13 protein-coding genes are annotated in these 15,792 nt (G+C 34.7%); 1 reads left to right on the plus strand and 12 read right to left on the minus strand.

Translation table 11 applies throughout. From position 1 onward, the window contains the following. Nucleotides 1–131 precede the first annotated feature (131 nt). The 3 genes from BUB89_RS08145 to aspS form a co-directional block, all read right to left on the minus strand. A complete protein-coding gene (locus BUB89_RS08145; RefSeq protein ID WP_073243880.1) occupies nucleotides 132–497 on the minus strand; it encodes an NADH-quinone oxidoreductase subunit A in 366 nt (121 codons plus the stop codon). A gap of 241 nt (nucleotides 498–738) precedes the next feature. After that, on the minus strand, nucleotides 739–933 hold the full coding sequence (locus BUB89_RS08150) for a cold-shock protein (protein WP_007137066.1): 195 nt from the start codon (nucleotides 931–933) through the stop codon (nucleotides 739–741). Nucleotides 934–1,061: 128 nt separating this feature from the next. Then, a complete protein-coding gene (aspS, locus tag BUB89_RS08155; protein ID WP_073243881.1) occupies nucleotides 1,062–2,810 on the minus strand; it encodes an aspartate--tRNA ligase in 1,749 nt (582 codons plus the stop codon). Nucleotides 2,811–3,044: 234 nt separating this feature from the next. Between aspS and BUB89_RS08160 the strand changes: the two genes are divergently transcribed. After that, nucleotides 3,045–3,392: a toxin-antitoxin system YwqK family antitoxin gene (locus BUB89_RS08160; RefSeq protein WP_073243882.1), complete on the plus strand. Its 348-nt coding sequence runs from the start codon at nucleotides 3,045–3,047 to the stop codon at nucleotides 3,390–3,392. 67 nt (nucleotides 3,393–3,459) lie between these two features. Here BUB89_RS08160 and BUB89_RS08165 read toward each other — a convergent pair whose 3' ends face one another. The 9 genes from BUB89_RS08165 to BUB89_RS08205 all read right to left on the minus strand — a co-directional run bounded on the left by BUB89_RS08165 (nucleotide 3,460) and on the right by BUB89_RS08205 (nucleotide 15,790). Continuing rightward, nucleotides 3,460–5,010, minus strand: a complete 1,551-nt coding sequence (locus BUB89_RS08165) for a PepSY-associated TM helix domain-containing protein (protein ID WP_073243883.1) — start codon at nucleotides 5,008–5,010, stop codon at nucleotides 3,460–3,462. A gap of 3 nt (nucleotides 5,011–5,013) precedes the next feature. Further along, entirely contained in the window at nucleotides 5,014–5,316 is a 303-nt protein-coding gene (locus tag BUB89_RS08170; protein ID WP_073243884.1) for a hypothetical protein, read from the minus strand. An 11-nt stretch (nucleotides 5,317–5,327) separates the two neighbouring features. After that, nucleotides 5,328–5,654 carry a hypothetical protein gene (locus BUB89_RS08175; RefSeq protein WP_073243885.1) on the minus strand — a complete coding sequence of 109 codons (327 nt, stop codon included), beginning with the start codon at nucleotides 5,652–5,654 and terminating at the stop codon, nucleotides 5,328–5,330. A 62-nt stretch (nucleotides 5,655–5,716) separates the two neighbouring features. Next, on the minus strand, nucleotides 5,717–8,206 hold the full coding sequence (locus tag BUB89_RS08180; protein ID WP_073243886.1) for a TonB-dependent receptor: 2,490 nt from the start codon (nucleotides 8,204–8,206) through the stop codon (nucleotides 5,717–5,719). Nucleotides 8,207–8,395: 189 nt separating this feature from the next. After that, nucleotides 8,396–9,526 (minus strand): ATP-binding protein, encoded by a 1,131-nt coding sequence (locus tag BUB89_RS08185; RefSeq protein WP_073243887.1) that lies wholly within the window; start codon nucleotides 9,524–9,526, stop codon nucleotides 8,396–8,398. Nucleotides 9,527–9,766: 240 nt separating this feature from the next. Continuing rightward, on the minus strand, nucleotides 9,767–9,991 hold the full coding sequence (locus BUB89_RS08190; protein ID WP_141384518.1) for a hypothetical protein: 225 nt from the start codon (nucleotides 9,989–9,991) through the stop codon (nucleotides 9,767–9,769). A 120-nt stretch (nucleotides 9,992–10,111) separates the two neighbouring features. Then, nucleotides 10,112–13,288, minus strand: a complete 3,177-nt coding sequence (locus BUB89_RS08195) for an efflux RND transporter permease subunit (protein WP_073243891.1) — start codon at nucleotides 13,286–13,288, stop codon at nucleotides 10,112–10,114. A gap of 92 nt (nucleotides 13,289–13,380) precedes the next feature. Next, complete coding sequence (locus BUB89_RS08200) at nucleotides 13,381–14,448, minus strand: efflux RND transporter periplasmic adaptor subunit (RefSeq protein WP_073243893.1); 1,068 nt, start codon at nucleotides 14,446–14,448, stop codon at nucleotides 13,381–13,383. Nucleotide 14,449: 1 nt separating this feature from the next. Next, the gene (locus BUB89_RS08205; protein WP_073243895.1) at nucleotides 14,450–15,790 is read right to left on the minus strand and encodes a TolC family protein; all 1,341 of its coding nucleotides are present in this window, start codon (nucleotides 15,788–15,790) and stop codon (nucleotides 14,450–14,452) included. Between the last annotated feature and the right edge of the window lie 2 nt (nucleotides 15,791–15,792).

Raw genomic sequence — 15,792 nt, forward strand, 5'->3', positions numbered from 1 at the left:
ATTTTAGATTTAGTAACCTGAAAGTTGAAATCAAATATTTTAAAAAATCAATAATTATATTTTTGAGAAATGAAGTTTTCAAATCTAAATTCTAAATTAAAACAATCTAAAATCTAAATTCTGAAATTTCTTTATTCCCATTCAATCGCTTTCTTTTTGATGATGTAGAAAAAACCAACTAAAAGTAAAGCCATAAATACAATCATTTTTATCATTCCTTCTATTCCCAGTTCTTTAAAATTAATAGCCCATGGATATAAGAAAATTACTTCAATATCAAATAACACAAATAATATAGCAACCAGGAAGTATTTAACGGAGAAAGGAATACGGGCATTCCCTACAGATTCGATTCCGCACTCAAAATTTTTGTCTTTTATAGCTGATTTTCTTTTAGGTCCTAATTTCCCGGAAATAAGGATAGTAGCTACTACAAACCCAACTGCCAGTAAGGCTTGCATTAAAATAGGAAAATAATTGAACTGTTCTGATTGCATAATAAAATATTTTGTGCTAAAATAAGTCACAAAGATATGCTTCAATGTTATAAATCACAAGTAGTGAATGTAAAATCATATTCGTTTTGAAGGGGTTTTTTAGTAGTTTTTAATGATTATAAATAAGGATTTCTATCTTTCTTAAAAAAACCTAAAAATTTAACTTTTAATTATATAAAAAAAAGCGTCCCGATAATTATCGGGACGCTTCTGAGCATTCGTAACAAAAAAAATATTTTGTTTAGATTACTGCAACTTTAGCAGCAACTTTTCCTTTTCTTCCTTCTTCTTCTTCGTAGCTAACTCTGTCACCTTCGCGTAATTCTTCCGCGTTGATTCCTGAAGCGTGAACAAAAATGTCTTTTCCTGTTTCTTCGTCTGTAATGAATCCGTAACCTTTTGATTCATTGAAAAATTTAACTGTACCTGTACGCATTGTAATAGTAATAATAATTTATAATAAGGCAAATGTAATGTTTAATATAATACGAAAATGATTAATAGCAACTTTTTTCATAAAATAATTGATATTCAGCCTATTCAGTCCGTTTCGAAAGATATTTATTATAAATCTAATTGTATGCGTAACTCCTTTAATTGTGCGGTATCAATGGCTGCAGGAGCATCAATCATAACATCTCTTCCGGAGTTATTTTTAGGGAAAGCAATAAAATCTCTAATGGTTTCCTGTCCACCTAAAATAGCCACTAAACGATCCAGCCCAAAAGCTAATCCACCGTGTGGCGGTGCTCCAAACTGAAAAGCATCCATCAGGAATCCGAATTGTGCTTTGGCTTCTTCTTCGCTGAAACCTAAATATTTAAACATTAATTGTTGGGTTGCTTTATCGTGAATACGAATAGAACCACCGCCAATTTCATTTCCGTTCAGCACCATGTCGTAGGCATTTGCACGCACTTTTCCTGGTTCGGTTTCTAATAAAGCAATATCTTCCGGTTTTGGGGATGTAAACGGGTGGTGCATAGCGTGGTAACGCCCGCTTTCTTCGTCAAATTCTAACAATGGAAAATCGACTACCCAAAGCGGAGCAAAAACTGCCGGATTACGCAATCCTAAACGCGTAGCCAGTTCCATTCTTAAAGCACTTAACTGTGCTCTGGTTTTGTTAGCCGGTCCTGAAAGTACAAAAATCATATCTCCGGCTTTAGCTCCGGTAACTTTTGCCCAGTTTCCTAAATCGTCCTGATCGTAGAATTTATCTACTGATGATTTGTAAGTTCCGTCTTCGTTGCATTTTACATACACCATTCCGCTTGCACCTACTTGGGGACGTTTTACCCAATCAATTAAGGCGTCAATTTCTTTACGGGTATAATTTCCGGCTCCCGGAACTGCAATTCCTACTACTAATTCAGCAGCGTTGAAAACTGGGAATTCTTTGTGTTGTGCAAATTCGTTTAATTCGCCAAATTCCATTCCAAAACGAATATCCGGTTTGTCATTTCCGTAGGTTTTCATTGCATGCTCATACGTCATACGAGGGAATTTGTCTACTTCAACTCCTTTTATCTCTTTTAGCAAATGACGAGTCAGTCCTTCGAAAATATTTAAAATATCTTCTTGTTCTACAAATGCCATTTCGCAGTCAATTTGTGTAAATTCAGGTTGACGATCCGCACGTAAATCTTCGTCACGGAAACATTTCACTATTTGGAAATATTTATCCATTCCGCCTACCATCAATAATTGTTTGAAAGTTTGTGGCGATTGTGGTAATGCATAAAATTGTCCTTCGTTCATTCTACTTGGAACAACAAAATCTCTCGCTCCTTCCGGAGTAGATTTGATTAAATAAGGTGTTTCAACTTCGCAAAAATCCAGATCAGATAAATATTTACGTACTTCCATTGCCACTTTGTGACGGAAAAGCAAGCTGTTTTTTACCGGATTTCTTCGAATGTCCAAGTATCGGTATTTCATTCGAATATCTTCACCACCATCCGTTTCGTCTTCAATAGTAAATGGAGGAGTCAGGGCTGCATTTAAAATAGTTAGCTCTGAAACTAATATTTCAATTTCTCCCGTTGGAATATTTTTATTTTTAGCTTCTCTTTCGATAACAATTCCTTTAACCTGAATTACAAATTCTCTTCCAAGAGTTTTTGCCAGTTCAAATACTGTTTTTTCAGTACGGCTTTCGTCGAAAATTAATTGTGTTATTCCATAACGGTCTCTTAAATCGACCCAATTCATGAATCCTTTATCACGTGATTTTTGAACCCAACCCGCAAGTGTAACTTCGGTATTGATATGTGAGGCGTTTAACTCGCCACAGTTATGACTTCTATACATTCTTGAAAAATTTAATTATTTGATTTGTAAGTCTGTTGAAAGACCGGCTGCAAATTTAGAACTAATTATGTACATTGAATTGAGAAAATTGATTTTTTAATAGCAGCGGTAATAAGTAGTTTTAATTTCCAATGTTAAGTTTTTGCTCAATGTTATTAAATTGTTACCAAATTGTTTTTTAAATGTAAATTAATATGTAATTTTGATAAAAGAAACCACGTAAAATTTTACATTATGAAAAAATATATAGTTATCGGAGCAATTTTAATCACAGGGATGATTTTTGCACAAGCGCCTAAACCACAATTAGAAGCGGTGGGAAACAAAGTAAAAGCAACTTATTTTTATGAAAACGGACAAGTTCAGCAAACAGGTTTTTATAAAGACGGGAAATTAGACGGAAAATGGGTTTCCTATGATAAGGAAGGAAACAAATTAGCTATTGCTGAGTACAAAAAAGGAGAAAAAGTGGGGAAATGGTTCCACTGGAATGCTTCAACTTTAAGCGAAGTGGATTATTCGGACAATAAAATTGCCTCTGTAAAAAATTGGAAAAAAGAAGCAATAGTTAATGTGGATTAAATTTACAATTGTTGATTGAAAAAAAGGCTTTTCCTGAAATTTTAGGAGAAGCCTTTTTTTTCCTTCATTATTTTTTTTCTTTATGGCTTTTTAATTTAAAGCTGGTATATAAAGTTATTATCGAAAGTATAATCCAGAAAACATCTACAAAAAACGGTTGAAATTGATTGTTGTTATAAGATATCCAAAACCAATTTCCTGTTTTGATACCATTTGCAATTGGAATCAAAAAACCCAGAATACTTCCGGAAATCAAACAAAACTGATTGGTAAAACGATTGTTTTTCTTTAGAATAAAAAAGATGCTCAACAGTAACCAACTTATAAAATATACCGAATAAGTATGATCTTTGCCCAAAGGATAATACATTTTAGTAACAATAAAGGTTACTGCCGTAACCGGAAGCATACTCAGGCAAATGGCTAAGTATATCCGAACTACAGCTTCATTGAATCGTCTTTTTTTCACGGGCATACTTTTCTTATCTCTGGCTACGAGCCAAATCATAACTCCCGAAATGATTACAAAACAGCTTAGAATTCCCAGTACAAAACTGATAATTTTTAAACCATAACCGCCATAGTCCCCAAAATGGATGCGGTACAAAATGTTTTTGACACTGTCTAAATAGGTCGTTTGCGTCAGAGGATTTTTTTTAGATACCACTTCGCCGGTGGCAACTTTATAAACCACTTCGCCAGCACCGGTAAATTTCTTGTCATATTCGGTTTCTCCTTTTACTACAACATGCATATTGGCATCACCATAGTTTTGGATTTCAACATGGGTAATATTAAAATCATCCCAGTTTTTTTTAGTAGCAACAACCATTTCATTAATACTAAATGATTTGGTTAAAGCTTTATTTTCGAATGTGTAATCGGTTCCGGTGTATTCTAATTCTTTGTATAATTTATTTTGATCTCCCTGATAAAGCAATTGAACGCTGGGTGCTACAATGACTAATTTAATCATAAAAAAAGCACCTGTAACGGCATATACAAATTGGAACGGTAAACCCAGCATTCCCAGAGAAGTATGTGCATCAGTCCACCAGGTTTTTAATTTTTCTTTAGGACGGAAAACATAAAAACTGGAAATAATTTTTTTCCAATGCAATAAAACTCCGGTGACTATGGCAAAAAGAAAAAACAGCGCAATAAATCCCGACAGATAATAACCTACAGGATAAGGGATTTGTGCCAGAAAGTGCAAACGATAAATAAATTCGCCCAAATTGTATGATTCCTCATAGGTTGTAGTCTTATAGGTTGTGTTGTTAAGGTATAAAAATTGTCCTTCTTTGGCTTTTTTCGAAGCCAAGCTGTCTTTTGTTGCCTCAAGATACGCTGCAACATTTTTTTCATTATGGGGTTGAGAAATGGTGATTTTTCTACCTTGTAAATCATAAGCCGTATCTAATGCTTTTAAAGCCTGATCGTAATTTAATTGTATCTCATTTGAAATTACTGCCGATTCCCCACGTTCCCAACTGGCAATGTCATCTCTGAAAAACGAAAAGGAACCAGCGAAAAAAATTACATACAAAACCACGCTAATCACAATGCCGCTAACAGTATGGGTATGGAAAAAGATATTATAATTTCGGTTGTTCATCGTTTATTTTGCTATTGGATTATAGGTTTGACCTAAGTACAGTATTCCTGAAAAGAGGCAACTTAGTACTATGTAAATGAGCCAGATTTTCCAGCCATTCTTAGCTAAAAATGCGATTACCATCAATGCCACCCAAAGAATAAAACCGCTAAAAGCCATTGTTATGATGATGTTGGCTCTGTTAAACCAGCTGGCTAAAGCTAAATGGAAGCTGATAGAAACCAAATAACCGCCTAAAATTGCTGCGGTTATTTTGGCAAAGCGTTGCCATTTAGATTGTGTTAAATATTTTGGATTTGCTGGCATGATTTAATTAGTTATAACATTTCGATTAAAGTGGCCGTTGTAAAAAGTAGAATGACAAATGCCGGTTTTATAATTTTTAATGGACTTATAATGATAATCAGGCTTCCGATAGTCATTAATAATATGCAATAAGTTAAAGCTCCTGAGCCTATAGCTTTTTCGAGTAACAAAATAAAAAAAGCACTCAGCAATATGACTAAACCAACATATTTTGTGGGTCTGGTATTTTTTTTAATCCATTGTTCAAATGCTCTGTTATACGAAACATAGGTTTTTTGCGAAGTATAATAAAGTGCGTAAAAACCAATAAATATCAGAAAACTTACAACTGAAATCATAACTTATATATTTAGGATCAGCTTAGCTAAAAAGGTTTAGCTAAGCTGATTTGTTTATACTATTAAAATTTATAAGAGAAGCTGGCTGATGCACTTCTCATGTTCCTTGGATGCACTGTTGACCATCCATCGTAAGTGTCTACGTTAGCAATGTTGTCAATTTTTAATGTTAAATTGAATTTGTCGTTTCCGTAGAAAACCGATGAATTCAATACAGTGTATTCAGGAATAGTGAAAGTTCCGGTTACCAGACCGTGAGTGATTTTGTTTTCACCCGAATAGTTTCCTCCAAATCCCAAACCAAATCCTTTTAGTGCATTATTTTGGAAACGGTAACTTGCCCATAAGTTAGCTGTGTTATAAGCTCCGGCACTGGTTGGTCTGTAACCCACTGTGTTGATATCCCCTTTAAGAACGTTAGCATCTACATAACTATATCCGGCTACAATGTTGAAACCCTGAATAGGATTGGCAATAATTTCGGCTTCAAAACCTTTATTTCTTTGTCCTCCATCCTGAAAGTAAGTAATGTCAGTAGCTGAATTACGAATGTTATAAACACGGTCAGTAACCTTAATGTTGTAGTAGCTTAAAGTAGTATATAATTTGTCTTCCAATAAATTCAGTTTTGTTCCAAATTCTAATTGGTCTGCATGTTCCGGATCAAAAACACGTGGCGTTCTGGTGGATCCATTAACATCTTCGGCAGGAGCTACGTTAGTAAATCCGTTCATATAGTTGGCAAAAAGAGAGACTTTATCCAGAACAGGCTGGTAAACTACTCCAAATTTTGGAGAAAGCGCCGTTTGGTTATAACCTCCATTTTGAGCATTCATAAAGCGATCTACACGCAAACTTGCCATTGCAGATAAGTTAGGCAGGAAATTAATAACATTGGAAACATAAGCACTGTAAACTTCTTGTTTTTGTCTGGAATTATTAACTGTTGCTCCTGCTAATAAAGCATCGGTTGCATTTTTACTCAATTTTCCATTGTCACCGGTTCTGATGTATTGTGCTGGAGTGGTAATTTTAAATATTACTTCATTCACTGTTTGTAAATTATCATCACCAATGTATACCGAACCATTCTGAACATATCCTGTTCCATTGTCAATAATTTGACGATTAAAGTAATCTAATCCTGCTACAATTCGGTTTCTCATGTTTCCAATTTTGAAATCGCCAATAAAGTTTTGTTGGATGTCAGTAGCTAATGTAGTTGAGTTTTGATAATTTAAAAGTCTGTCGAAAACAAGCCCCTGATTAATTCCTTCATATTTTCTTACTGTAGAATTGGGTAATAATTGGTCAGTATTGTCAAATAAATAACTATAGTATCCTTCTGATTTTGCCGATGTTCTGGAAACAGCGGTTTGTGAAGTCCAGGAATCATTTATTTTATAAAACATTTGCCCTTGTAAGTTGAAAGAAGGCGTTTTAATTGATAACTGATTGTTTGTGTAAGAACGTTTGTTGTCGTATCCTAATTCATCCATATTTTTAACTCTTAGTGGAGTAGAACGGGTTAAAAACAACATCGTTGCATTGGTCGCTTCATTGCTTAAAAATTCTGTATTAATTAAGAATGAAAGTCGGTCTGATGCTTTATATGATAAAGACGGAGCTACAAATATTGCTTTTCTGAATCCGGCATCCTGAAAGCTGTTTTCGTTATGATATGCGGTATTGATTCGGAAATTAACTGTTTTTTCTTCATTAAGCGGAGTGTTAATATCAGCAGTTACACGGTTTAATCCGTAAGAACCTGCGGTGTAGTTGATTTCTCCTCCAAAATGATCATAAGGAGTTTTAGTGGTGATATTGATTAATCCTCCATAAGAAACCAGAGTGCTTCCAAACAAAGTTCCTGAAGGTCCTTTGATTACTTCTATTTTATCAATGTTTGCGGGATCCAGACTTCCGTTAGATAATCCCGGTAAACCATTAAGAGCTCTAGGCTGAACGGCAAAACCACGTAGTGAAAAATAACCTGCACCGTCAGAACCTCTACCGGTTGATGTCCACAAAGGCTGGATACCGGGAGCATTTTTCAAGGCATCATCAATGTTAGTAACCACCTGATCTTTTAATAATTCAGAGGTAATTGTGGTGTAAACCTGAGGATTTTCAAGATTTTTTAGCGGTAATCGTGATACTTGCGGGTTTTCTTTGCGGGCAAAATTATTTTTTTTATTCCCATTAACGGTTACTCCGGAAAGTTCTTCTGAGTTGATATTGATGGTCGCGTTTTGTATTAACTCCTGACCTGCAGCTAAAATAATTTTAAACTCTCTTGTAATGTATCCGAGAGCCGAAATTTTCAAAGTATAATTTCCCGGCTTTACATTTTTGATTTTATAGATTCCATTAGCATCTGTAATGGTACCAAATCGGGTTCCTTTCAGGATTACAGAGATGTTTTCGGGAGATTGATTGTCATTTAAGCTTACTTGTCCTGTAATTGTTCCTTTTTCCTGAGCCTGACTTGCATTAGAAAATAACAGAAAAAATAATGAAGTTAAAATAACCAGTGTAAATTTTGTTCTCATTTTTATTTAGAATTGTTTTTAATAACGCAAAAATAGTTAGCGAAATCTTAAAAACCAAAATTAATTTTAATTTATTCTAAATAAACAATATTAATAATGTTTAAAAACAAAACTTGTACGTCGATAGTACACTTTGCTTGTCTTGAAAACTTGTGTGTTAGGTTTTGTTTGTTAGTTTATGATAATTTATTAAAGTGTTAGTAAGAACTCTTCATAATTTTCTGGAGAAACTATTTTTGATGTTACATTGGCATAGTTTACCGAAAAAGTGACAGGAATTTTATACTTGGTTTTAGCGTTCCATTTTATTTCACAAGCTAAAATGGAGTTATCGCTTTTTTCAATATAATCTATTTCCTGTTGCTGTGTTGTCCTCCAAAAATAAGAGTTGGCTTCATTCTGTTGAATATTAAGTTGTTTGACACGTTCACTTATAATGTAGTTCTCCCATAAGCTACCCGTATCTGTCCTTAGAGCCAGCGGATTGAAATTTGCCGTGACCGCATTGATGATCCCATTGTCATAAAAATAGATTTTTTTGCCTTTTTTTATTTCGTTTCGAACATTGTTCGATAAAGCGGGAAGTTTAAAAATCACAAATGCTTTTTCGAGTAGGTCGATGTATTTTTCGACAGTTTTGTTGTCTATTTGGATGAGTTTAGCCAATTCGTTATAATTAACCTCGCTACCTACTTGCAGTGCTAATGCTTTTACGATTTTTTGAAGCAATACCGGTTTTGAAATTTGTTCCAATAAAAACAAGTCTTTATACAAATAACTGTTGGCAATCAGTTTTATATGTTCTTTGGCGTCTATCGGATTGGTAATAATTTCTGGATAGTTGCCGTAGATAAGACGTTGTTCCAAAGCTCTTTTTTCTTCTAGTAATCCACTGTGGGCGACCATTTCTGAAAATGCAATTGGAAATAAAAACATTTCATATTTTCTTCCTGTTAAGGGTTCGTTTAGTTTGTTGGCCAATTCAAAACTGGAAGAACCTGTTGCTATAACCTGCACTGTTTTAATCTGGTCAACAATAATTTTAAGTACAATTCCAATTTTTGTTATGCGTTGCGCTTCATCAATGACTAGAATTTCGTTATCACCGATGATGTTTTTTAGTTTGCTAACGTTTGGATTTTCGAATAAAACAAGTACATCCGATTCATCTCCGTTCAGGAAAAGTGTTTTTTTATTTAAGTCGGCAATTAAGTTTTGAACAAAAGTTGTTTTTCCCACTTGCCTTGATCCAAAAACAAGCAGTGCTTTTCCTTTGAATAAACGTGCTTTGGCATAGGCTGTTTGTTCTCGTCTTATCATAATGAGTTGATTTTGAGAATCAAAAGTACTTAATTTAAATTTTTATTCCAAAATAATTATGTTTTTATTGGATTTGATTCCAAAATAATTATGTTTTTATTGGATTTAATTCCAAAATAATTATGTTTTTTATGCTGGCTATTTGTCTTGCAGCTTGTAAAAATGAATTACTTATTAAACAGTTCGCTCCTACGGAGCTAAGAAAAGGAAACAACATCTATAGCTACAAACATTTCACTCCTACGGAGTTGCCCAAAGTCTTATCAGAACTTGCTGTGTGTAGCAATAATCAGCATCGATAAAGTAAGCTCCGTAGGAGCGACCTATTTCAAAATATGTTTTGATGAGATTCTGTGTTGGAGTAAAGTCAGGAGATATTAGCCTAGCATCCGATTTTAATAATATTTTGTTTTTAAGACGGCTTTGTGGAGCGGATAACTTGTTTACCACTTTTCGTCTAATCATTAAATGTTTTTTAGTTTTATTTTTGTGAGCTTTATATAATAAAAACCATTCCGGCAAAAACCAAAAAACCACCCAAAATCAAATTTCGGGTGGTTTGTTTAAATATTTAAATTCTAAAGATTAAACCGTATGTTTCGGGTTAAAACCGTCTTCGCTTAATTCTTTGTGATCATAATCGGCCACCATTTCGGCTTCATAATCTATTTTTTCTCCTTTAGAGAATTTAGCAATGATTTTTTCCATGATTTCATAAATCACCGGAACGATAATCAGGGTTAAGAATAATGACGAAATTAATCCTCCAATAATTACCCAGGCTAATCCGTTTTTCCATTCAGCTCCAGCTCCGGAGGCCAGTGCAATAGGGAACATACCAAAAACCATCGCAATTGTAGTCATCAAAATAGGACGCAAACGAGCGTGATTGGCCTGGATTAAAGCAGTTCTGATTGTTTCTCCGGCGGCTCTTCGCTGATTCGTGTAATCCACTAACATAATCGCATTTTTACAAACCAGTCCAATCAACATGATGATTCCTAAAATGGTAAAAATGTTTAATGAATTATTAGTTAATGCTAAGGCTAACATGGCTCCAATGAACGAAAGCGGGATAGCAAATAATACCACAAACGGGTGAGCAAAACTGTCATATAAACCTACCATAACTAAGTAAACTAAGATAATAGCGGCTAATAAAGCAATTCCCAGCGTACCAAAACCTTCCGATTGATTTTCCTGATCACCACCCCAAATGTAACTTACACCGGTAGGCTTTTCTAATTTGTCCAGTTTTTCCTGCCATTGGGTTACAATAGTTCCTGATGGTACTCCAATATTCTGACCTTGTACTGTTACAGAGGCCGTTTTGTCTCTACGTTCTAATTTACTAGGTCCTGAACCTTCGGTGATAGTAGCAAACTGAGCTAATTTAATTTGTTGTCCTAAGTCATTCACAAAAATCAGATTACTAACATCAGTAATATTTTTTCTGTCAAAAGCGTTGTACTTGATATTGATATCATATTCATATTCACCAGCTCTGAATTTACCATCCGTATTTCCACTAAAAGCAGTTTGCATGGTCATACCTACTGTTTGTAATGTGAGTCCAAGAGCCGCCATTTTATCACGATCTACCTGAACATTGATTTCCGGATTTCCTTCTTCAACGGTTAATTTAATTTCAGTTGTTCCGGGAATAGTTCTTAATTCAGCTTCGGCTAATTTGGCAAATTTCATCGCGCTTTCCACATTTGGACCCGTAACAATTAATCCTAATGTTGCATCTTCAGCTGTACCCAGGATACCTACAGGAACTGTTTTTACTTTGGCACCAACCAATATTTTTTCTAACTGACGTTTCATTTTTGCAGCATAAACAGAGGCGTCATCCGTACGCTCCGATTGCTCAATCATTTTAACATCAATCTCCGCTTTATAAGCTGTAGCCTGAGAAGCTCCCATTCCTTCAGAAGTTTGTCCCACCGTTGTAATCTGGCTGTGAACATATTCCTGAGATTTTAAAAAGGCTTCTGCTTTTTGAGTCATAAAGTTGGTTTGTTCTAATGAAGCATCTTTTGGCATTTCTATTTGAACTAAAAACTCACCACTATCAGATGTTGCAAAGAATTCACCACCAATGAAACCACCACCCATTAATCCGATAGTAGACGAAAAGAACAATACCAATACTACCAGAATCGTTTTGATATAATGGTTAAGACACCATTCCAGAATTTCAGTAACCCAGTTAGTAAAACGAGTTAATAAACTTTCGAAACCAAGAATAATTCTTCCAAAAAGGTTTTTTCCTTCAATATGTTCTAATTTTCCAAAACGGGAAGACAACCATGGAATAATTGTAAACGACGCTAAAAGAGATAATAATGTCGAAATTACCACGGTCATACAGAATTGTGTAATAATATTGGATACCAATCCTGTACTCATAGCAATAGGTAAAAATACTACCACAATTACTAAGGTAATCGAAGTTACGGTTCCGCCAATTTCGGCTGTTCCGTCATAAGACGCACGAATACGGCTTTTGCCCATTTCCATGTGCCTGTAAATATTCTCTAATACCACAATGGCATCATCCACCAGAATCCCTACCACCAGAGATAATCCTAATAAACTCATTAAGTTTAAAGTGTATCCTAAAAGATAAATTCCGATAAATGTTGCAATTAACGAGGCAGGAATAGAAACCATTACTATTAATGAGTTTCGAATACTATGCAGGAAGAACAACATTACTAATGCTACCAGAATTACGGCAATAAGTAAATCATGCAATACAGAATCAGCAGCTTCGAGTGTAAAAACTGTACTGTCTTTGGCAACAGCCAATTTCAGATCATTTACTTTATAATCTTTTTCTAAGATTGCAATGGTTTGAATTAATTGCTCACTTACTGCTACGGCATTTGCGTCAGATTGTTTTACAATTTGGAGTACAATAGCGCTTTTTTGATCTACACGGGCAATTTTTTCAGCAATTTTTTGTGTATCCTGAACATCGGCGATGTCTTGTAAACGAATTTGAATTCCGTTTTTAGATGAAATTACTAAGTTTCTTAATTCGTCTACATTTTTATATTTTCCTGCTAAACGAATTAATATTTTTTGCTCACGGGTTTGAATGTTTCCTGTAGGGAAATCCAGATTAGAAGCTAAAATAATTTGTTGCACCTGAGGGACAGATAATCCGTAACCCTGCATTCTGGTAGCGTCAAGATTCACCTGAATTTCACGTTCCTGTCCGCCAATAATGTTTACTTGTGCTACCCCTTGTACACGGGATAAAACGGGAGCAATTTTTTTATCAATTAAGTCATAAAAAGCAGCTTCATCCATTTTACCATTGGCACCAATAGTCATGATAGGTAAGTCACTCAGCGAGAATTTTGTTAAAGAAGGCGCATCGGCATCATCCGGTAAATCACTCAGGATGGCATTGATTTTTCGTTGCGCATCATTCATGGAGTTGTCTACATTGGCATTGGATGTTAAAGTTACCGAAACAATGGAAAGGCTTTCGTAAGATTTAGAATCAATCTTCTTGATGTTTTCTAACGAGGCAATTGCATCTTCAATTTTCTTAGTAACGGTATTTTCAATCTCACTTGGAGAAGCTCCCGGATAAACAGTAGAAACCGTAATTACATTAGTCTCAAATTTAGGAATCAACTCATAGCCCAGTTGGCTATAGCTGAATAATCCTCCTAGAATCAGTATCGTAAAGAGCACGATAACTAGCGAGGGACGTTTTATGGATATTTCTGCTAATTTCATATATTTCTTTTATATTTTATGGAGTTCTTAGTTTTTAGTTTTTAGTGTTGAGCACTCCTGTTTTTTGCTAAGGACTAGGTACTAACTGCTAATTACTTAATAACCTCTACTGATTTACCGTCTTGTAAATTAATTTGACCCGTAGTAATCACCGTTTCACCATCTGATAAACCGTCCAGAACTTCCACTTTATCACCTAAAATTCTTCCAGCAGTAATTGTTTTTAATTTTGCAATTCCGTTTTCAACAACAAAAACCTGATTGCTGCTTACACTTCCTACAAAGGCATTTCGGGGAATTACCGTCAAAGCTTGTTTCTTTTGTGATGATTTAAATACAGCTGTACCATACATACCTGCTTTCAGGTCGTTGTTAGCATTATTTGAAATTTCGATTTCAACCGGGAAATTTAAACTGTTATCTGCTTTAGCAGCAATAAAAGTAATTTTACCTTCAAATTCTTTATCAGGATATACACTTGTTTTAATGGTAACATTGCTGCCTGTTTTTAAACTTGCTACCTGAGATTCGTTTACAGTAACCGTTAATTTTAGTTTGTTAACATTTACAATTTCAAACATTTCAGTAGGAGGCATTGCTGCTAACATAGAACCTGGTTCGATAAGTTTTTTATTGATAATTCCGCTTATTGGTGCTTTGATACGGGTGTCACCAATATTAATTTTAGCCTGTTTGTAATTAGCTTCAGCATTAATTAAAGCTACTTTAGCCTGATCCAGTTGTTGTTTTGTAACCCCGCCTGTTTTATAAGCATTATCAAAACGATTGTAATCTGATTTTGCATTTTGATAAGCCGCTTCTGTCGCTTGTGCACTTACATTAATAGCATCTCCTCTCATGATAGCCAGCGTTTGTCCTACTGATACACGATCTCCTTCTTTAGCTAATACTTTAATAACTTTTCCTGATTTCTCAGCAGCAAGTGTTAGTTGTTGTTTGGGTTCAAAGTTACCATTGGCAACAAAATCTAAATTGATTTCTTCTGTTTTTACAGTGGCTACTTTTACTGAAACGTTAGCGTTTTTCTCAGCAACAATAGCAATTTTCTCTTCGTTTGCCTCTTTATTTTTAGTCAAAATAAATCCTATTAAAGCCAGAGCAGCAATAATTACAATTCCGATAGTTATGTTTTTTTTCATCTTAGTTATTTAATAATGTTCTTAGTTCTCCTTTTGATTTTATTAGTTTGATTTCTGCCAGTTTATAATCTAAAACGGCTGCAGTATAATTGTTTTGTGCTTCGGTAGAAGCATTCTCAGCATCAAGTAAATCTGTTAAAGATGCTAAACCTTGCTGGTAGTTGTTATTGATGTTTTTCAGAATTTCATCCGCTAATCTCATGTTTTCTTTTTGATTTTGCAGCGTGATGATGCTGTTCTCAATTTGCGTTTTTGCGTTTTTATAATCTAAATCTAATGATAACTGTGTGTCTTTAATATCTTCCTGAATCGTTCTTAGTTCAACATCAGCTTGTCTTATTTTAGCTCTTGTTCCAAAACCTGAGAAAATAGGAACTCTTAAATTCATTCCGATGGTTGAAAAATCAGACCAGTAAACACCATCAGACGGTTTTGCAAATAATGGCATTTGAGGACCCTGACCAATGTAGTTGTAGCTTGCCGAAAGAGAAAGTGTTGGGTAATAACCTGCAATAACTGATTTTTTTTGCAGTACTAGCAATTCTTCCTGTTTTTTAAGCAGTAAATATTCAGAGCGATTACTGACATTTGGGCTGTCTGAAAAAGCAGCTCCTGTGATTTCAAATTCTGTTTGCGGAATTTCAATTGGGGTATCCATTGGCATTCCCATATAAAATTTCAAAGCATTTTCCTGTAATTGTAATGAGTTAGTGATTTGTTGTTTTTGCGTATTGATATTAGAAAGATTTACAGTCATTCTGTCTAAATCAATTCTTTTAGCTAAGCCGTTATCAAATTGACCTTTTACAATGTCACGAACTTTAGTAGTCGTTTTTAAATTACTTTCGGCAAGTGCCAGTTTTTGACGTAAAACATATACCTGATAATAATTATTTGCGACTCTTTCAATAACTTGTTCTTCAGTTAATTGATTGTTAATCTGGTAAAATTCACGTGTGGTTTTCGCAGCTTTTAAACCGGTAAAAACAGATTGATCAAATAATGCCTGTGTTAATGATACACCTGCGGTAGAAGTCCATTTTTGTCCTAATGGTGCTAAAAGTGTTGTTCCCGGAGCACCAAAGAAATCTCCCGGTAAAGCATTTAACTGCAAAATAGGATTGTAAGTCATATTTCCGTTAGCCGAAATTTGTGGTAAGGCTCTGGAGCGAACTTCCTGGATCTGGTATTCGCTGTTCTCAATTTGTAATTGTGCTTTTTTAGCATCGGCTTTGTTCTCTAATGCATATTTTATGGCATCCTTGAGAGACAGCGTTGTTTTTTCTTGTGCATTTGTAATCGTTACAAATGATAGAATAGTTAGTATTAGTAATTGCTTCATTG

Source organism: Flavobacterium flevense (assembly GCF_900142775.1).
Taxonomy (GTDB): domain Bacteria; phylum Bacteroidota; class Bacteroidia; order Flavobacteriales; family Flavobacteriaceae; genus Flavobacterium; species Flavobacterium flevense.